This is a genomic window from Saccharomonospora glauca K62 (assembly GCF_000243395.2).
Lineage (GTDB): Bacteria > Actinomycetota > Actinomycetes > Mycobacteriales > Pseudonocardiaceae > Saccharomonospora > Saccharomonospora glauca.
The window spans coordinates 1,331,627-1,349,916 of sequence record NZ_CM001484.1 but is presented as its reverse complement, the minus strand read 5'-3'; the positions used below and the strand labels follow the sequence as shown (position 1 = coordinate 1,349,916).

General features: G+C 68.3%; 15 protein-coding genes. 5 read left to right on the top strand and 10 right to left on the bottom strand.

Annotation, left to right across the window (positions count from 1 at the left end; translation table 11 throughout):
* Positions 1-9 precede the first annotated feature (9 nt).
* Positions 10-426 (top strand): YbaB/EbfC family nucleoid-associated protein, encoded by a 417-nt coding sequence (locus SACGLDRAFT_RS06475; protein ID WP_005462864.1) that lies wholly within the window; start codon positions 10-12, stop codon positions 424-426.
* Complete coding sequence (locus SACGLDRAFT_RS06470) at positions 392-811, top strand: hypothetical protein (protein ID WP_040918669.1); 420 nt, start codon at positions 392-394, stop codon at positions 809-811. Before SACGLDRAFT_RS06475 ends, SACGLDRAFT_RS06470 begins: the two co-directional genes overlap by 35 nt.
* A 35-nt stretch (positions 812-846) precedes the next feature.
* Here SACGLDRAFT_RS06470 and SACGLDRAFT_RS06465 read toward each other — a convergent pair whose 3' ends face one another.
* Both SACGLDRAFT_RS06465 and folC read right to left on the bottom strand, forming a co-directional pair.
* Entirely contained in the window at positions 847-1,290 is a 444-nt protein-coding gene (locus SACGLDRAFT_RS06465; RefSeq protein ID WP_005462862.1) for a DUF4233 domain-containing protein, read from the bottom strand.
* Complete coding sequence (gene folC, locus SACGLDRAFT_RS06460) at positions 1,287-2,765, bottom strand: bifunctional tetrahydrofolate synthase/dihydrofolate synthase (protein WP_005462855.1); 1,479 nt, start codon at positions 2,763-2,765, stop codon at positions 1,287-1,289. The genes SACGLDRAFT_RS06465 and folC overlap by 4 nt, the downstream gene beginning before the upstream one ends.
* A gap of 63 nt (positions 2,766-2,828) precedes the next feature.
* Between folC and SACGLDRAFT_RS06455 the strand changes: the two genes are divergently transcribed.
* Positions 2,829-3,440 (top strand): class I SAM-dependent methyltransferase, encoded by a 612-nt coding sequence (locus tag SACGLDRAFT_RS06455; protein ID WP_005462854.1) that lies wholly within the window; start codon positions 2,829-2,831, stop codon positions 3,438-3,440.
* Positions 3,441-3,530: 90 nt separating this feature from the next.
* Here the strand turns inward: SACGLDRAFT_RS06455 and SACGLDRAFT_RS06450 are convergent, their stop codons facing one another.
* From SACGLDRAFT_RS06450 to SACGLDRAFT_RS06425, 6 genes are all read right to left on the bottom strand, one after another.
* Complete coding sequence (locus tag SACGLDRAFT_RS06450; RefSeq protein ID WP_005462853.1) at positions 3,531-7,136, bottom strand: ThuA domain-containing protein; 3,606 nt, start codon at positions 7,134-7,136, stop codon at positions 3,531-3,533.
* 63 nt (positions 7,137-7,199) lie between these two features.
* Complete coding sequence (locus SACGLDRAFT_RS06445) at positions 7,200-8,069, bottom strand: sugar phosphate isomerase/epimerase family protein (protein ID WP_005462852.1); 870 nt, start codon at positions 8,067-8,069, stop codon at positions 7,200-7,202.
* Positions 8,070-8,082: 13 nt separating this feature from the next.
* Positions 8,083-9,258, bottom strand: a complete 1,176-nt coding sequence (locus SACGLDRAFT_RS06440) for a substrate-binding domain-containing protein (protein ID WP_005462851.1) — start codon at positions 9,256-9,258, stop codon at positions 8,083-8,085.
* Complete coding sequence (locus tag SACGLDRAFT_RS06435) at positions 9,255-10,253, bottom strand: ABC transporter permease (RefSeq protein WP_005462850.1); 999 nt, start codon at positions 10,251-10,253, stop codon at positions 9,255-9,257. Before SACGLDRAFT_RS06435 ends, SACGLDRAFT_RS06440 begins: the two co-directional genes overlap by 4 nt.
* Positions 10,250-11,248 carry an ABC transporter permease gene (locus SACGLDRAFT_RS06430; RefSeq protein WP_005462848.1) on the bottom strand — a complete coding sequence of 333 codons (999 nt, stop codon included), beginning with the start codon at positions 11,246-11,248 and terminating at the stop codon, positions 10,250-10,252. Before SACGLDRAFT_RS06430 ends, SACGLDRAFT_RS06435 begins: the two co-directional genes overlap by 4 nt.
* Positions 11,245-12,774, bottom strand: coding sequence for a sugar ABC transporter ATP-binding protein (locus SACGLDRAFT_RS06425; RefSeq protein ID WP_005462847.1), 1,530 nt, complete (start codon positions 12,772-12,774; stop codon positions 11,245-11,247). Before SACGLDRAFT_RS06425 ends, SACGLDRAFT_RS06430 begins: the two co-directional genes overlap by 4 nt.
* Before the next feature lie 161 nt (positions 12,775-12,935).
* Between SACGLDRAFT_RS06425 and SACGLDRAFT_RS06420 the strand changes: the two genes are divergently transcribed.
* Positions 12,936-13,838, top strand: a complete 903-nt coding sequence (locus SACGLDRAFT_RS06420) for an SGNH/GDSL hydrolase family protein (protein ID WP_005462846.1) — start codon at positions 12,936-12,938, stop codon at positions 13,836-13,838.
* Between the two features lie 25 nt (positions 13,839-13,863).
* On the opposite strand, the gene SACGLDRAFT_RS06415 is transcribed toward SACGLDRAFT_RS06420, so the two are convergent.
* Together SACGLDRAFT_RS06415 and SACGLDRAFT_RS06410 are read right to left on the bottom strand one after the other, a co-directional pair.
* Positions 13,864-16,503: a valine--tRNA ligase gene (locus tag SACGLDRAFT_RS06415; protein ID WP_040918662.1), complete on the bottom strand. Its 2,640-nt coding sequence runs from the start codon at positions 16,501-16,503 to the stop codon at positions 13,864-13,866.
* 78 nt (positions 16,504-16,581) lie between these two features.
* On the bottom strand, positions 16,582-17,253 hold the full coding sequence (locus SACGLDRAFT_RS06410) for a GOLPH3/VPS74 family protein (RefSeq protein ID WP_005462844.1): 672 nt from the start codon (positions 17,251-17,253) through the stop codon (positions 16,582-16,584).
* A gap of 176 nt (positions 17,254-17,429) precedes the next feature.
* On the opposite strand from SACGLDRAFT_RS06410, the gene fdhD reads away from it, so the two are divergent.
* Entirely contained in the window at positions 17,430-18,248 is an 819-nt protein-coding gene (gene fdhD, locus SACGLDRAFT_RS06405; RefSeq protein WP_005462843.1) for a formate dehydrogenase accessory sulfurtransferase FdhD, read from the top strand.
* Positions 18,249-18,290: the final 42 nt, after the last annotated feature.

Genomic DNA, 18,290 nt, shown 5'->3' with positions numbered 1-18,290 from the left:
GGAGGAACGATGACCGGTCCGGACGCGATCCGGGCGATGAAAGACAGGCTGCGCAAGATCAGGGAGCCTCCCGAACGAGCCTTGTTCAGCGAGTTCGAGGGAGTGTCCCGCAGGGGCGCGGTCACGGTGTGGGTCGACATGCTCGGCAGACGGAAACGCGTGCACATCGCACCGAACACCGTCCGGGAAGGCGACGAGCAGTGGCTGACCGAGGAGATCAACAGCGCCTACGCCGCCGCGAACGCCGCGACCCTGCTCGACTTCCACCTCGCGTCGCTGGCGAACGAGTTGGAGAACACCCCCGGCCTGCGAGCACGGGTGGAGTCGAAATCGTCCCCGGACCAGCCGGAGCAGTCACAGCGCCGGTCCCGGCGGGAAGGGCCCGGCGACGATGAGTTCTTCGACGGGTTCGGAATTCGCCGCTGACGGCGGCGACGAGGAGCACGAGTGCGTGTTCCACACTGACACCCCGCCCCTTCACCCCTCGGAGGTGCCGTCGGAGCCCCGTGAGCGGGCACGAAACGGCCGAGGTTCGGTGCTCCTGCTCGTCGTGTGGGCGTGCGCGTCGCTGCTCGCCTGCCTGCTCGGGGGGCTGCTCAGCTTCGTCGAGATCATGAACGCCTGCGACGGTGTCGCCACGCTCCGGTTCGGCTCGGCCGTCGAGGTGCGGTGTCACGCCGCCGGAAGCCACACGGACACGCCGGTGAACGCCGTCGCGGCGGTCGTGCTGTTCTCCGGGTTCGGCCTGGTGGTGACCCTGCTGCTGGCCACCTGGCACGGGATCGCGCGGAAGCGGCGGCCTGCGCGCTGAGACCTCCGCGCGGGCGGACCTTCCAACGCGCGGGGTCAGCCGGACTGCTCGCCCTGCGAATCGACCTGTTGACTGGGCAGTCGTCCCTCCGCCATGCGGCGTGCGACGTCGTGCCGCAACCACATTAGCCAGCCCCACACGGCGAGGAACAGCACCCCGATCACCGTCACCCAGGGCAGCGCGACGACGAACGCGACCAACCCCACGTTGAGGGCGAGGATCACCCAGATCGACCACGAAAAGCGCAGCAACCCGCAGCAGGCGAGCAACGCCACGGCGATACCGCCCACCGTCCAGCCCTGGACGCTGCTCAGCCCGTCACCGAGCTGCGCGACGACGGGCAGGGCGAGGCCGACGACGATGGCCTCCAACACCAATGTCCCGGCCTGCACGCCGCGGAACCCCTTCATCGGGTCCTTCGCGGGGGGTGCCGGTGTCCGCGAAGCCGCCCGCGCTCCGGACGAGGCTGACTCACTCATGAGGGCTCCTTGCCGAACAACGTGCGGGCCTCCCCCGCCGTGACCACCGACCCCGTGATGAGCACACCGCCGCCGGACAGCGGCTCCTCGGGGTCCTCCGTCTCGTCCGCGAGAGCGACCGCGCTCTCGATGGCATCCGCCAGAACGGGTTCCACGGTCACCCGTTCCTCACCGAAGATGGAGACGGCGAGCGTGGCGAGCTCGTCGACCGGCATGGCACGGGGCGACGAGTTCCGCGTGACGACGATCTCGGACACCACGGGTTCGAGGGCTTCGAGGATGCCGGTGGCGTCCTTGTCGGCCATGACGCCGACCACGGCGACGAGCTTGCGGAAGGCGAACTCCTCGTCGATGGTGCTCGCCAGCGCCGCGGCACCGTGAGGGTTGTGCGCCGCGTCGAGCAGCACGGTCGGGGCCGCCTTGACCCGTTCGAGTCTGCCGGGCGTCTCCACGGAGGCGAAGGCCTCCCGCACCGCGTCCGCCATCAACTTGCGTTCCTTGCCCGCGCCGAAGAACGCCTCGACGGCGGCGAGGGCCAACGCGGCGTTGGTGGCCTGGTGCAGGCCGTGCAGGGGCAGGAAGATCTCGTCGTACACGTCGCCGAGCCCCTGCAAGTTGAGCAGCTGCCCGCCCACGGCAACGTCACGGCTGAGCACCCCGAACTCGCTTCCCTCGCGAGCCACGGTGGCGTCCACCTCGACGGCACGTTCGAGCAGCACTCGTTCGACGTCGGGATTCTGCTGCGCCAGCACGGCGATACCGCCGGGTTTGATGATTCCCGCCTTCTCGCCCGCAATCGAACGCAGGTCGTCACCGAGGTAGTCGGTGTGATCGAGCCCGATGGGAGTGACGACGGAGATCTGGGCCTCGGCGATGTTGGTGGCGTCCCATCGGCCACCCAGGCCGGTCTCCAGCACGGCGACCTCGACGGGGGCGTCGGCGAACGCGGCGAACGCCATGCCGGTGAGCACCTCGAACTTGCTCATCTTCGGCTCGTTCTCGCCCGTCGCGTTGTCCACCATCGACACGAACGGCTCGATGTCCCGATAGGTGTCGACGTACTTCTCGGCGGAGATCGGCGCGCCGTCGATGCTGATGCGTTCGGTGACCAGTTGCAGGTGCGGGCTCGTGTACCGGCCCACCCGCAGACCCAGATGGGTGAGCAGCGCCTCGATCATGCGAGCCGTGGAGCTCTTACCGTTGGTCCCGGCGACGTGGATCACCGGATACGCGCGGTGAGGATCACCGAGCAGGTTCGCGAGCGTGGAGATCCGGGTCAGCGAAGGCTCGATCCGGGTCTCGGGCCAGCGTCGGTTGAGCTCGGCCTCCACGGCCAACAGCTCCCGGCGGGCCCGCGCTTCGACCGCGGCTTCGTCGACCGGTTCGGCATCGGTCTCGTCGTCGGGCAACGGACCGGCGATGAAGTTCTCCCCCTGCGACAGTTCGGGAGGAAACTCCTGGTCGTCGGAAGGCACGCACTCTCCTCATAACTAGCGGTGACGCCTTCGAGTCTACGTCGCCGCCGATACGGTGACCGCGTGCCCTTCGACCACAACGACTTCTACCACCCGTTGTTACTTCGGCTCGTGCCCGCAGGCGCCCGGCGCGCGCTGGACGTGGGGTGCGGCACGGGCAGACTCGCCCGCAGGCTCGCGGCTCGCGGCCTGGAGGTCGACGCGCTCGACCCCGCCGCCGAGGTACTGGAGGTGGCGAAGGCACTCGGCTCGCCGGGGCCGGGCGCCATCACCTACCGACACGCCGACATCACCACGTACCCGTTGTCGTCGTCCCGCTACGACGTCGTCACGTGTGTGGCGTCACTGCACCACGTGCCGTTCCAGACCGTGACGAGGTTGCGGGACGCGCTCGCCCCCGGCGGGGTGCTCGCGGTGCTGGGCTTGGCCGATCCCAGCACCGTGCGCGACCACGCCGTCTGGCTGGGTTCCGTCCCCACGAACCTGCTGGCGAAGGCGGTGGTGGCGGCGGCCGAACGGCTGGGTGGCGGCGCCGACCCCGTACCACGGGCCCCGATCAGGGACTGGGACATGACCTTGAACGACGTGCGCCGCGAAGCCGCCCGCCTGTTGCCGGGCAGCCGAGTGCGCGTCCTGCCCTTCTGGCGATACCTGCTCACCTATCGCCGAGCGTGAGAAAGACCGGCGTCGCACGGCACGGCTTGCCGTCCGACGCCGGCCGAGCGGGGCGGCCCGGCATCCGCACCCGCGTCTGTCACCGATCCGTCACACGCGCCACTGCTTGCTCACGGCCCGCGCGTCGCGGATCAGTACGCTCTTCACCTCCTCGTCCGACACCCGCTTCTCGACGGTCTTGGTGAACGTGTCCAGCACCACCGAGCCCGCGAAGGCGTTGAGTCGCTTGATCCCCTCGGCGAGGGTGAGCATGAGCTTCAAGCTCTTCGCCGTCTTCGCCTCGATGCGGTCCTCGTCGGCGAAACGCTCCAGCAGGGCCCGCAGGTCCCCGGCGGAGGTCGTCACCGTGAACGTGACCTTCCGCTCGGCCTCGTTGCCCGCCTTGTCCGTGGCCTTCACCACCAACTCGTGCGCGCCGAGGTCCAAGGTGTGGAGCGGGATCTCCGCACCGTTCTCCACGGCCTCCCCGTCGAGTGTCGCCTCGACTGAGGCCACGCCGACACCTTCGTCCTCGGCCTCGAAGCCGATCGTGAGGGCACCGGAGTCGCCGTACGACGCACCGTCGTCCACACCGGACACCGTGATGGTCGGAGCGTCCCCGTCGACCTGCGACACGCCGTCGCCGATGAACGTCAGCGAGTCGAGGTCGAACGGGCTGACGATGTCGCCGCGGAACACGACGAACAGCTCGGTCGTCTCACCGGGGTCGGTGATGGCAACCGGGTCCAGCTGGACGTAGTTGTCCCAGTCTCCGGTGGAGGGCACCTCCACCTCGGCGACCAGCGGACCGTCCACCGCACCCGCGCGCAACTCGACGGCACCGCCGCCGCCCTCCGGGGCCGACACGCGCAGCGACACCTCGTCGATGCCCGTGAAGTTCACCGGCGTGAAGGCGATCCAGTCACCGTCGTCGATGTCACCGATGCGCTTGCCGTTCTCCGCGTCCTCCTGAGCGACCACCCGGATGCCCTGCGACGAGGTGAAGTACTCCGCCTGCTTGTGCTTCGGCTGGAGCACGACGGTGTCGCGGCCGGTCAGCGCGGGCGCACCGTCGCCACCGTGGTCGGTGTAGCTGGCATCGACGGAGTAGAAGATGTTCGCCCCGGCGTGCCCGTCGTCCACGATGGTCTCGATCGTGCCCTCACAGGCGTTGATCGGGTCCATCGGGTGGGCGTGGGCGTCGTGGCCGAGCGCGGGCTGGACGACGACCTCACCGCAGTCGATCTCCCCGTCCTCGGGGTCGGTGACGTCGACGTCGAAGCGCACCCGGTCGCCGAAGTCGAAGAAGCCACCGTCGACGGGCGCGTTCACGGTGACCGTGGGGGCGGTGTTGCCCACCGTCACCGTCAGGTTGCCCACCCCCGTCTTCCCCGTCGCGTCCGTCACCGTGAGCTGGACGTTGTACTGCCCGTTCTCGGTGTACGTGTGCGTGGGGTCGGCCTCGGTGGACGTGTTGCCGTCCCCGAAGTCCCACGAGTAGGTGATCTCCGTCTCCTCGGGGTCGTAGGACCCCTCGCTGCTGAAAGAGACCTCCAATGGCGCGTGCCCCGAGGTCACGTCGGCGCTCATCCTGACGATCGGCCTGCGGTTGCCCTGGTTGTACTCGATGCGGTACAGGCCCGAGTCGGGGTTGTCCCGCCCGTAGCCGCCGCCCCACTCCAGCAGGTACAGCGCACCGTCGGGACCGAACCGCATGTCCATCGGGGCAAACGTCTGCTGGCTGGTCAGCCACGGATCGAGGTTGAGCACCTCGCCCCGCTCGTCGAGCGTGATCGTGTAGATCTTGTTACGCGCCCACTCGTAGAAGAACGGCTTGCCGTCGTAGTACTCGGGGAACTTGATCTCCGAGTCGAGGTCGGGGTCGTACCGGTACACCGGACCACCCATCGGCGCGGCACCGCCGGTCTCCAGGATCGGGAACTCCTCCGACTCGCCGTAGCCGTACCACACGTCGGCCGGTTGCGCGGGCGGCAGCTCGGTGAGCCCCGTGTTGTTCGGCGAGTCGTTCACCGGGTTGTCGCAGTCGAACTTCTCGCCCGGCGTGTTCGTGGCGAAGTCGTAGTCGTTGTAGGGGATGTTGTTGCCGATGCAGTAGGGCCAGCCGTAGAAGCCCGGCTCCCTGACGATGTTCCACTCGACCTTGCCGTCGGGTCCGCGGTTCGGGTCGGGTGTGCTCGCGTCCGGCCCGTAGTCGGCCATGTAGATCGTGCCGTCGACGTCCACGGTGAACCGGAACGGGTTGCGGAAGCCCATCGCGTAGATCTCGGGCCGGGTCTTCTCCGTGCCGGGGGCGAACAGGTTACCCTCCGGGATCGTGTAGCCCCCCTCGGCCTTCGGGGTGATGCGCAGGATCTTGCCGCGCAGGTCGTTGGTGTTGGCCGAGGTCTTCTGCGCGTCGTACAGGTCGCGCCCCTCGCGTTCGTCGATCGGCGCGTAACCGCCCGACTCGAAGGGGTTGGTGTCGTCACCGACGCCGATGTAGAGGTCGCCGTTCGGGCCGAACGTCAGGTAGCCGCCCGTGTGTCCCGGCTCGGCGCGACGCGACGCGGGAATGTCGATGATCTGGACCTCGCTGTCGGGCGAGATCGTGTTCCCCTCCACCGTGAAGCGGGACACCCGGTTGATCTCCTCGTCACCCGGCGGCGAGTAGTACAGGTAGATCCAGCCGTTCTCGGCGAAGTTCGGGTCGAACGTCAGCCCGACGAGACCGTCCTCACCACCGGAGTAGACGGGCAGCTCCATCGCGGTGGAGGTGCTCTCCGTCTCCGGGTCGTACACCATCACGCGGCCGAGGATCTCGGTGTAGAACACACGGCCGTCGGGCGTGATGTCCATCGCGGTCGGTGCCTGCGTGTTGGTGTCCAGACCGACCTTCTCGAAAGCACTGTCGACCGTGGCCGAGCAGTCCGCCTCCACGGTGCGGGCCGCCGTGCGCAAGCCGCCGAGGATGTGCCGGACGAACGCCTCCTCGCTGTAGGACGCCGCGTCGTGGCCCATCGCCGTGGCCCAGACACGGGCGAGACCCACGTCCCGACACCACGAGATCGGGTGGTCCGCACCCATCGCGTCGGGTCCGGGGTCGTAAGTGGACTCGTCGGCCGAGACGAGGACGTGCACCTCGCCCCGCATGCTCTTGTCGAAGTTGTACCATTCCTCGGCGCGTTCCCAGCGCGCCGGAAGCCCTTCCGTCGAGGGGTGGTGGCGGTCCGTCACCTTCGCCGTACCCTGAAGCACGCCCGGCGAGTGGGAGGGCATGTGGGCGCCCGCGTTCACGAGGTCGTCCCAGTAGGGGAACTCGTTCTCGATCCCCATGTCCGTGGCGTTGTGAATGGCGGCGATGCCCCCACCGTTTTCCACATAGGCCTGCATCGCCTGACGTTGAGCGTCGTTCTCCCAGACCATGCCCGAGGTCTGGAACATGATGATCACGTCGTACTTCGCGAGGTCGGTGTCGTTGAAGACACTGGAGTCCTCGGTGTGGTCGAACGTGAAGTTGTTCTCGGCGGCGAGTTTTTCGAACATCTCGATCCCGGCGGGGATCGAGTCGTGCCGGTAGCCTTCGGTCTTGGTGAACAGCAACGCGTGGAACTCCGGCTCCTGGGCCTGGGCGGTGCTCACGGGAAGCGCTCCGACGGCAAGTACCCCACCCAGCGCCGCGGCGCCGATGCGTGACAACAATCTCTTGCGTCTACTCATGAAATCCTCACGTTCTGCGGGGAATGAGCGATCACGGCGTGCCGGCGCCGTCGAGGATCGGAATCACCGGGATTCGTGCTGTGACATCACCTCCTTGAGGAAGGCCAGACCGTCGACCGCCAGCGCGTCCTGACTCGTGGCGAGGGGACGCCAGATCGAGGCGGCCGTGGCGATGCTGTTGTTGTGGGCGGTGAACGACTCGATGCAGAGCGGCCCCGTGTAGTCCGCGTCGGCGATGGCGGCGAGCAACTCCGGCCAGTCGAAGTGGTCGCGTCCGGGCGTGCCCCGGTCGTTGGCGCACACCTGTACGTGTGCGATGCGGCCGTGTGCCGATCGCACGGCCGACGCGACGTCTCGCTCCTCGATGTTCTGGTGGTACACGTCGAGCGCGATCCCGCAGGCGGGCAGCCCGTCCATCGCCCGCAGCGTTTGGTCCACGGTGTTGAACAGGCTGGTCTCGTAGCGGTTGAGCGGTTCGACCCCGAGCAGCACCCCGACGTCGGCGGCATGCTCCAGCACGGGGCCGACGTTGTCGCGCCACTCCCGGACGCACGCGGCGCGCTCGCGCTCGCTCATCCGCCAGGTACGCCCCACGGAGGCGTACGCGGGTCCGCTCAACGCCGGTGCGCCCAACGACGCCGCGATGTCCAGGCATCGGCGCAGGTAGTCCTGCGTGGCGGCGATCGTGGCCTCCTCCGCTCGCACCAGTTCCCGGCCCTCGCTCATGACGAGCACCAGCGAGGCACCCAGTCCGTGGTCGGCCAGCAACCGGGCCGCCTCGTCGGGGTCCCAGTCCCCGAGGTTCTCCACTGGAAGTTCGATGACGTCGAACCCCGACGAGGCGATGGCCGGCACGAGTTCACGGAGCGCGGCGTCGTCCAGCGGCGACGTCCAGACCCAGGTGTTCACCCCGATGGGATGCACTGTGGACACTCGCTGCTCCTCGTCACTGCCAGCGCTTCGGGAAGTCGGGCATCTCCTGGCAACCGCACAGTGCGTAGTGCAGCGGCGGCATGCCGTCGATGAGGTACTGGTCCAAGGTCTCCTCGGTCACCACCGGCTGCGGCAGGATCCACTCCTTCGGCACTTCCTCACCGTTCAGGATCTTGAGCGCCGCGATCACCGGAGTACGCCACTGGTAGGTGGGGTACGTGGGAGCCTGGGCCGTCAGCCCCTCGCGCTTCCACTTCTCCAGGAACTGTTGCTGGTCCTCACCGGAGATGGCGGGAGGCTCCATGCCCTGGTCCTCGAACGCCTCCAGCACCGCGACGGCCGCCGTGCCGTCGTCCATCCAGATGCCGTCGATCTGGCCCTCGCGCTGCAGGTAGTCGCTGACGATGCTCTTGGCACCGGCGGTGTCGTTCTCGGTGAACTCGACACCCACGACCTGGACCCCCCTGTCGGCGAAGATCCGTTCGGCCGCGGCCCACCGGTGTTCCAGCACGTCCACACCGGGCAGCACGCGCAGGGCCAGCACCTTGCCGCCCTCACCCACCTCGTCGGCCAGGAACTCCGCGGCCGAGGCACCGAACGCGTAGCCGCCGATCGGGTGGATGAACGTCACCGGGCACTCGGTGTTGACGCCCCGATCGAACACGATCACCGGAACGCCGCTGTCACATGCCTGCTCCACGGCGGGCGTCAACGTGGACGTCGTGTTGGGTGAGACGATCAGCGCGTCACACCCCTGCGACGTGAGCGACGAGATGTCACTGATCTGCTTGTCGTCCTTGGCCTCCGCGTCCAGGACGGTGAAGTCCTCGATCTCGTCGTGCAGGTCGACCTCGGCCTGCATGGTCTTCCACCCGACCTGACGCCACGGGTTGTCCACCGACGCGTTGGAGAAGCACAGGTGGTAGGGGCCGTCCTTGGCGTAGGACGACGTGTCCACCATCTCGGGTTCGAGCGCCTGCTCCCACGGCTTGTCCTCGGGACCCTCCGGGGTGGCGTCACGCAACGCGAGTTGCCGTTCGTACTCGGCCCGGTCGAAGAACTCGTTCGACCGCGACGACGCCGAGCTGGACGCCTCCCCTGCCCCGTTCTCGGCGGGAAGTTCGCTGGTACAGCCCGCCATCGCGAGCGCACCGACCGCGGCGACGACGGTCAGCCATGTCTTTCTCATGTCGTTCTCCTTGTCCGGAACTTCGACCGCCCCACTGCCGCGTAGGCCACGGCGGCGATGATGATGACGCCCTGCACCGCCGACTCCAGGCCTCCCGAGACCCCGAGGAGGTTGAGCAACGAGAACAGGGCTTCCAACGTGAGCGCGCCCGCCATCGCGGCGACGACGGAACCGCGCCCCCCACCGAGCACGACGCCCCCGAGGACGACCGCGGTGATGACTTGGAACTCCAGCCCCTCGCCGACCTGGGCCGACACACCGGCGAACCCGCCGAGCAGGATCGCGGCGACGGCCGCCGACACACCCGACAGCACGAACGCCAGCGTGCGCAGTCCTTCGACGTTGCCGCCGCCGAGCCGAACCGCGGTCTCGTTGTCCCCGACCGCGACCAGCATGCGGCCGCGTCCGCTGCGCATGAACACCACCGCCGCGACCACGATCGCCGCCAGGAGCAGCACCGACCACGGCACCTGACCGAGCAGGGGCACGTCGAACCCTTCGCGGCCCACGGTGCGGAACGCCTCCGTCAGGGAGCCGCGTGGCGCCCCTCCCGTCCACAGGAACACCGCTCCGTCGAGCACCAGCAGCATCCCCAGCGTGACGATGAACGACGGCACCAGCAGCCGGGTGGTGATAAGTCCGTTGACCAACCCCACGAGGGCGCCGAGCACCAACAGCAACGGGATCACCCACGGGGTGGCGTCCTCGTCGCCGTCGAGGAGTCTCGCCGCGATCACGACCTCGGCGGTGACCAACGACCCCACCGACAGGTCGAAACCACCGCTGACGATGACGAAGTACTGTCCGATCGCGAGGATCATCAGCGGCGCCGCACGTTTCAGCAATGCCAGGTAACCCGACGGCTCGCTGTAGGCGGGACCGACGAACGCGAGCGCCACCAACAGGATCGCGAGCACGGCCAGCACCGGACCCGTGCCGTCGGCGAGTTTCGGGCGCGGGAACCGACGAGTGGTTTCGGTGACCGTCTGCGTCATCGCGTGGCCCTCCTACGACGGGCGTACAGTGCCACGGCCACGATCAGCACAACTCCTCGGACCACGTCCTTGAAGAAGGAGTTCATCCCGAGATCGTCGAAGATCGTGTCGAGCGTGGCGAGGATGAAGACGCCGCCGATCGTGCCCGCGACCCCTCCTCGGCCACCGGCCAGGATGGTGCCGCCGAGCACCACGGCCGCGATGGACTCCAGGTCGTACCCGCCGTCGGTACCGACCCACGGAGACCCCGCGCCGAGTCGGCTCGCCAGGAACAAGCCTGCGAGTCCCGCCGCCACCGCGCACAACACGTACACGGTGATCACGATGCGGTCGTTGCGGATGCCCGAGAACCGAGCGACCTCCTCGTCGCCGCCCACGGCGTAGACGTGGTATCCCGGCCGGGTCCTCGCGAGGAACCACCAGGCCAGCACCGCAAGCCCCAGCATGAGCAATGTGGACACCGGAACCGGGCCGACGCGACCGTATCCGAGATGCTGGAACACCGTCGGGACATCTCCCGCCGGACCCTCGTAGTTGTTCTCCAGATATCCCCGGATGACGAGTCCCGTGCCCAACGTGGCGATGAACGCGTTGACCTTCAGTTTGGTGACGACCAGCCCGTTGACCAGCCCCACTCCGGCGGCGCACGCGAGTGTCAGCAGCACGGCGGGAAGGATCATCGCGTCGTCGCCCGCCATCGTCTCCGCCGCGACCAACGAGCACAGCCCGACGAGATACGCCACCGACAGGTCGAGCTTGCCGGTGAGGATGACCATCGTCTGGCCGATCGCGACGAGACCGAGCGCGGTGCTGCGAGTCAGGATGTTCTGGATGCCGCCCTGGTCGAGCAGCACCCCACCCCGCAGCCCGACGAGGACGCTGCCGACGATCAGCACCAGAACCAGCGCCGTGTAGACGGCGACCACGGGGTTCGTGAGATATCGCGTCCATTGAGGACGCTTCGTCACCGCGGTGGCCGCGATCACCTCGCTCACACGGCCTCCTCAGTCATGCTCTCGGTCACGGCATGGCCCGTGGCCAGCCTCATCACCGCCTCCTCCGTGGGCCCCGCGGGCAGTTCACCCGCAATCCGCCCGTCGTGCATCACGAGCACCCGGTCGCTCATGCCGATCAACTCGGGTAGCTCGGACGAGATCATCAGAATCGCGACCCCCTCGCGAGCCAGCCCGCGAAGCAGCTCGTACACCGCCTGCTTCGCCCCGACGTCGATGCCGCGCGTCGGCTCGTCGACGACGAGCACTTTCGGCTCCACGGCCAACCACTTCGCGAGCACGACCTTCTGCTGGTTGCCACCCGACAGGAAACGCACTTCCTGGTCGGGCGAGCGCGCGACCACGGCCACCGACTTCAACAGCTCCGAGATCGGCACCGCCTTCTTGCGCCACCGCCGGGAGAACGCGGCCCGGCGCACGAGCAACGCGTTGTCCTTCACCGACTGGCGCAGAGCCAGCCCTTCGCCCTTGCGGTCCTCCGTGACGTGTGCGATCCCGAGCCGTACCGCGGCGCGGGGAGAGCTCACCCGCACCGGCTCACCGTCCAATTCGATCGTTCCCGACCGGAACGGATCGACACCGCACACCGCGCGGGCCACCGCCGAGCGACCCGCGCCCTGAAGCCCGGCCAGGCCGACGATCTCACCGGCGCGCACGCTCAGGTCGATGTCCGACAGCCGCTCGTTGGTACACCCCCTGAGCCGCAGGCGCGTAGCCCCCACCTCGGCTTCGGTGGCCCTCGGCGGAAACAGGGCGTCCAGGGAACGGCCCACCATGTGTCGCACCAACTCGTCGCTCGTGAGTTCGCTCCTCGGCCGCGAGGTCACCAGGGCTCCGTCCTTGAGCACGGTGATGCGGTGGCTGAGGTCGAAGACCTCCACGAGCCGGTGGGACACGTACAGGATCGCGATGCCGCGGTCGCACAGCCGTCGCACGAGCCCGTACAACAATTCCACCTCGTGGTCGGCCAGCGCGGCCGTGGGTTCGTCCATCGCGAGCACGCGAACGTCACTGGACAGCGCCTTGACGATCTCCACGACCTGGCGCTGCGCCACCGACAACAGCCTGACGGGGTCGCGCGGCGAGATGTCCTCGGCGCCGAGCTCGTCCAGCAGCGCGGCGGTGTCGGCCTCCATCCGTCGCCGATCGACCACACCGCGACGCACGGGCTCCGAGCCGAGGAAGACGTTCTCCGCCACCGAGCGATCGCCGAGCAGGTTCAGTTCCTGGTGCACGATCGACACACCGGCGGCCAGGGCCTGGCGCGGCGACGAGAACGTCACCGGACGGCCGTCGAGTTCGACACTCCCGGAGTCGGCGGTGTGAACCCCGGCCAGGATCTTCATCAGCGTCGACTTGCCCGCACCGTTTTCTCCCACCAGAGCGTGCACCTCGCCGGGGTACAGGTCGAGGTCCACACCACGGAGCACCGTGTTGCCCAAGAACTGCTTGGTGATGCCCCGCATCCGGACGGCCGGAGCGCCCTCGGTGAGGCCAGTCACAGTCATGACTGGGCACAATAGTGTCGGGCTTTTGTGTATGTCAAACAAAAGTTATGACTTGCAACACCTAAGCACGCGCACAGCACACCCAACAATGGGTGCCACAATCCGCAAATCTCACCCGTTCGGAAGATCCACCCGTCGGTGCGAGCAGATAGAACTAGGGCATGCGCAGCCGCCGGAGCCTGGTCGCCGTCCTCGTGTCCGTGATCACCTCGTTGCTCACCCTGACCCTGCTACCGGCCACCGCGGCGGCCGCGCCCCGGGAGTCGCGCGGCTGGGTACATTACGTCGCGCTCGGCGACTCGTACACCTCCGGACCACTGATTCCCTTCCAGAGGCTCGATCCCCTGGGCTGTCTGCGGTCCACTCAGAACTACCCGTCCATCGTCGCCGGCAGGCTCGGCCGCACCGTGCTCACCGACGTCAGTTGCGCGGGGGCCGACACGAACGACATGACGCAGCGGCAGGAGGTCACGCTGGGATACAACCCACCCCAGTTCGACGCCCTGCGACCCGACACCGAGCTGGTCACCATCGGCATCGGCGGCAACAACTACGGCGTGTTCGGCAGCGTCATCAGCACCTGCCCCGGCCTGCGCGACACCGATCCGACCGGCAGCCCGTGCCGGGAACACTTCACCGTCGACGGTGTGGACACCTTGAAGGCCGCCATCGCCGAGACGCAGCAGGACGTCGAAGCCGTGCTCGACGGTGTCCGACAGCGGTCACCCGAGGCCACGATCCTGCTCATCGGCTACCCGCGCATCGCCCCGCCGAGCGGGACGTGCCCGGACATCCTGCCGTTCGCCGACGGCGACTACGTCTGGCTGAACGACATCGAGGAAACCCTCAACGCCGCCCTCGCCACCGCGGCGGCGAACAACGGCACGACGACGTTCATCGACACCTACCCGGCGTCCCTCGGCCACGACGCGTGCGCCGACCACGCCTGGATCCAGGGCCAGCACATCAACCTGATCGGCGCGGCGAACTACCACCCGAACCGCTGGGGCATGGAAGGCGTCGCCGAGGTCATCCTCGACCACCTCGCGGCCAACGGGTGGTGACGGCACGGGCCGCCACCACCGGACGTCAGGAACCGAGCTGTTCCAACCGGGCCGTGATGCGCTCGATGTCGGCGGCGGCCACGTCCCGACGGGTGCGGATCTTCTCCACCACCGCGGCGGGCGCCTTCTCCAGGAAGGCCTGGTTGCCGAGCTTGGCCTCGGTCTGCTTCAGCTCCTTCTGCGCGGCGGCCAGGTCCTTCTCCAGCCGCTTACGCTCGGCCGCGACGTCGATGGCACCGGAGGTGTCGACCTCCACCGTCGCCATGCCGCCCGACAACGAGACCTCCAGGGACGCCGTCGCCGAGAAACCGTCACCCGGCTCGCTCAAGCGGGCCAGGGCACGCACGGCGGCCTCGTGTCCCGCGACGACCGCGAAGCCCTCGCCGGACAACCGCGTCGCGACCCGCTGACCGGGCTTGAGCCCCTGGTCGGAGCGGAACCGCCGCACCTCCGTGACGAGCTTCTGCACGTCCGCGATCCGCGCGTCCGCCTCGGGATCGACCCGGTGGGTCCACTTCTCGCCGACCGGCCATTCCGCCACCACGAGCGACTCGCCGCCCGTGAGCGTGGTCCACAGCTTCTCGGTGATGAACGGGATGAACGGGTGCAGCAGTCGCAGCACCACGTCGAGCACGTGGCCGAGCACCGCCCGCGTGCCGTCGGCGTGCTCACCGGCAAGCTGCACCTTCGCCAGTTCCAGATACCAGTCGCAGAACTCGTCCCACGTGAAGTGGTAGAGCACGTTCGTCGCCTTGGCGAACTGGAACTGCTCCATGTGGGCGTCCACCTCGGACACGACGGTGGAGAGCCTGCCGAGGATCCAGCGGTCGGCCTCGGTCAGCTCGCTCGCGTCCGGCACGGGGGTCGCCACGGTGGCGCCGTTGGACAACGCGAACCGCGTGGCGTTCCACAACTTCGTGCAGAAGTTACGGGAGCCCGCGGCCCACTCCTCCGCCAGCGCCATGTCGGCACCCGGATTGGCTCCCCTGGCCAGGGTGAAGCGCGTGGCGTCGGCACCGAACCGGTCCATCCAGTCGAGCGGGTCGATGACGTTGCCGCGCGACTTCGACATCTTCTTGCCCTGGGCGTCGCGGATCAGCCCGTGCAGGTAGATGTGCTCGAACGGGATCGAACGCTCCGGGCCGTTGTCCCGCATGCCGTACAGGCCGAACATCATCATCCGGGCGACCCAGAAGAACAGGATGTCGTAGCCGGTCGACAACACGCTGGTCGGGTAGAACTTCGCCAGGTCGGCGGTCGCCTCCGGCCAGCCCATCGTGGACATCGGCCACAGGCCCGACGAAAACCACGTGTCGAGCACGTCCTCGTCCTGCGTCCACCCCTCGCCGCTCGGCGGCTCCTCGTCGGGGCCCACGCACACCGTCTCGCCGTTGGGGCCGTACCAGACGGGGATGCGGTGGCCCCACCACAACTGGCGCGAGATGGTCCAGTCGTGCATGTCGTCGACCCAGTCGAAGTAACGCTTCGCCAGCTCCGGCGGGTGGATCTTCACGCGGCCGTCGCGCACGGCGTCGCCCGCCGCCTTCGCCAACGGCTCGACCTTCACCCACCACTGCAGCGACAGCCGCGGCTCCACCACCGTGTCACAGCGGGAGCAGTGGCCCACCGCGTGGACGTAGGGGCGCTTCTCGGCCACGATGCGGCCCTGCTCACGCAGCGCCGCCACGATCGCGGGGCGCGCCTCGAAGCGGTCCATGCCCTGGAACGGACCGTGTTCGGTGATCACGCCGCGCTCGTCCATGATCGTCGGCATGGGCAGGTCGTGCCGTTTGCCGATCTCGAAGTCGTTGGGGTCGTGTGCGGGCGTCACCTTGACCGCGCCCGTACCGAACTCCGGGTCCACGTGGGCGTCGGCGACGATCGGGATACGGCGGCCGGTCAGCGGCAGCTCCACCTCGGTGCCCACGAGGTGGGCGTAACGCTCGTCATCCGGGTGCACCGCCACGGCCGTGTCACCGAGCATCGTCTCGGCCCGCGTGGTGGCCACCACGATCGAGTTGTCGCCGTCGCCGTAGCGGATGGAGACGAGCTCGCCCTCGTCGTCCGAGTGGTCGACCTCGATGTCCGACAACGCCGTCATGCAGCGCGGGCACCAGTTGATGATGCGCTCGGCGCGGTACACCAGGCCATCGTCGTAGAGCCGCTTGAACATCGTCTGGACGGCCCGCGAGAGACCCTCGTCCATCGTGAAGCGCTCGCGCGACCAGTCCACGCCGTCGCCGAGCCGCTTCATCTGGCCGAGGATCTTGCCGCCGTACTCGGCCTTCCACTCCCAGACGCGCTCGACGAAGCGTTCCCGCCCCAGGTCGTGGCGGGACAGCCCCTCCTTGCCGAGCTCGCGCTCCACGACGTTCTGCGTCGCGATGCCCGCGTGGTCCATGCCCGGCAGCCAGAGCACCTCGTAGCCCTGCATGCGCCGACGGCGGCTCATGGCGTCCATGAGCGTGTGGTTGAGCGCGTGCCCCATGTGCAGGCTGCCCGTGACATTGGGCGGCGGGAGCACGATGGTGAACGGCGGCTTGTCCGACTCCGCGTCGGCCTCGAAATAGCCAGCCGATACCCACCGCTCATAGATGGCGGCCTCTTCCTCGGCCGGATTCCAGGCGTTGGGCAAGTCGGGGGTACTGGCTGCGCTTTCCGTCACGATGAGTAAGTCTACGAACGTCCTCAATCCGATTACCACCGGCTCTCACCCCGCGCCCGCGGAGCGCGGCGGAACCGGTCAGGACGTCGTCACCGCCATGATGACGGTCGGCACGAACACCGCGGCCATGATGATCTCCTCGGCGGCGCGACGCAGGGCATCACCGGCCCAGTTGCCCTCCGCGATCTCCTTCGCCCTGCGCGCGGCCTGGAGGGCGTGCTCCTTGCCCACCACGTGCTTGACGTCCACGGTGGTGGCCAGCAGGGCGATCAGGGCCGCCATCCGCTCGTCGGGCCGCTCACCGTCCACCAGCACGCGCCGCAGCCCGGCCTTGAGGTCCTCCTCGTGCCGTGAGTCCTCGGCGGGCCAGCGGGTCGTCGGGAAAAGGCCCAACACCTTGCCGTTCTCCCGCCGGAGGATGCCGCGTTCGGCGAGCCCGTCGAGCAGTTTGGTGGTCAACCCGCCCTTCGTCAGCGGGTCCAGCACGTCCTTGGGTTTCTTCCCCTCCAACTCGGCCAGCCGTTCCAAGGCCTCGTCGAGGGGGCCGAGGCCGGTCGCGCTGCTGTCCTTGACGACGATACGGCCCGGTCCACGCTCGTCACCTTCCTCCGTGACGTCCACCCGATCCAGCAGGGCGAGTTCGACCAGCAGAGCACCGGCCAGCGAGTGCTCCAGGTGGGAGATCACCCCCACCGGCTTGCCCTTCTCGTCGTCGTACGCCAGCAACAGCAGATCCTCGGCGATCAACATGGTCGTAAGCCTACGGACAAGATCATTTACGCGCATCACTCACCATGACGCCGCCGCGGTGACGCGCCCCGGAACGTGACGGCCCGAAGCCACTTTCCGCACATGCGAACCCGTCGCGAAACCCGTCATCATGGGAATCGCCGATCCGGTTCGCGCGAGGCGAGGAAGTGGTGCCGATGGGCCGAGTAACCGTTCGCAGGCCCGTGCGCAAGCTGACGCCCCACGGGGAACGACGCGGACCGGACACCCTGGTGGGCGAGGAACCACTGGAGATCCGTCTCTGCGGCACCCCACTCGCGGTCACCATGCGCACACCGGGGCACGACATCGAACTCGCCCACGGCTTCCTGCTGTCCGAGGGTGTCATCGGTCACCGGGAGGACGTCGCGCTGGCGCGGTACTGCGACAGCGTGGACGGCTCGGGACGCAACACGTACAACGTGTTGGACCTGCGGCTCGCGGAGGGCGTGCCGATGCCCGACGTCGGCGTGCAGCGCAACTTCTACACCACGTCGTCGTGCGGGGTGTGCGGAAAGGCGGCGCTGGACGCCGTGCGACTGAAGAGCCGTTTCCCTCCGACGGACACCCCGTTCACGATCAGCGCCGAGGTGCTGGCCACGCTGCCCGACGCGCTTCGGGAACGGCAGCGGGTGTTCGCCGCCACCGGAGGGCTGCACGGGGCGGCACTGTTCACCGCGGACGGCGCCCTGCTCGTGGTGCGCGAGGACGTCGGCAGGCACAACGCGGTGGACAAGGTCCTCGGCTGGGCCCTGCAACAGGACCGGATTCCCGCCCGCGACCTCGGCCTGCTGCTGTCGGGACGAGCCGCGTTCGAACTGGTTCAGAAAGCCGCGATGGCGGGTATCTCCCTCGTCGCCGCGGTGTCCGCTCCCTCCTCGCTGGCCGTCGAGCTGGCCGAGGACCACGGCATGACACTGATCGGCTTCCTGCGCGGGAAAAGCATGAACGTGTACACCGGCACCGGAATCGCATAAGGACGGACCGGTCTCGCAGAACCACGACACAGCTCTGGGGGT

Coding starts and splice junctions, on each gene's coding strand:
- SACGLDRAFT_RS06475 (WP_005462864.1), top strand. CDS start 10: ATGACCGGTCCGGACGCGATCCGGGCGATGAAAGACAGGCTGCGCAAG.
- SACGLDRAFT_RS06470 (WP_040918669.1), top strand. CDS start 392: ATGAGTTCTTCGACGGGTTCGGAATTCGCCGCTGACGGCGGCGACGAG.
- SACGLDRAFT_RS06465 (WP_005462862.1), bottom strand. CDS start 1,290: ATGAGTGAGTCAGCCTCGTCCGGAGCGCGGGCGGCTTCGCGGACACCG.
- SACGLDRAFT_RS06450 (WP_005462853.1), bottom strand. CDS start 7,136: ATGAGTAGACGCAAGAGATTGTTGTCACGCATCGGCGCCGCGGCGCTG.
- SACGLDRAFT_RS06440 (WP_005462851.1), bottom strand. CDS start 9,258: ATGAGAAAGACATGGCTGACCGTCGTCGCCGCGGTCGGTGCGCTCGCG.
- SACGLDRAFT_RS06435 (WP_005462850.1), bottom strand. CDS start 10,253: ATGACGCAGACGGTCACCGAAACCACTCGTCGGTTCCCGCGCCCGAAA.
- SACGLDRAFT_RS06425 (WP_005462847.1), bottom strand. CDS start 12,774: ATGACTGTGACTGGCCTCACCGAGGGCGCTCCGGCCGTCCGGATGCGG.
- SACGLDRAFT_RS06420 (WP_005462846.1), top strand. CDS start 12,936: ATGCGCAGCCGCCGGAGCCTGGTCGCCGTCCTCGTGTCCGTGATCACC.
- SACGLDRAFT_RS06410 (WP_005462844.1), bottom strand. CDS start 17,253: ATGTTGATCGCCGAGGATCTGCTGTTGCTGGCGTACGACGACGAGAAG.
- fdhD (WP_005462843.1), top strand. CDS start 17,430: ATGGGCCGAGTAACCGTTCGCAGGCCCGTGCGCAAGCTGACGCCCCAC.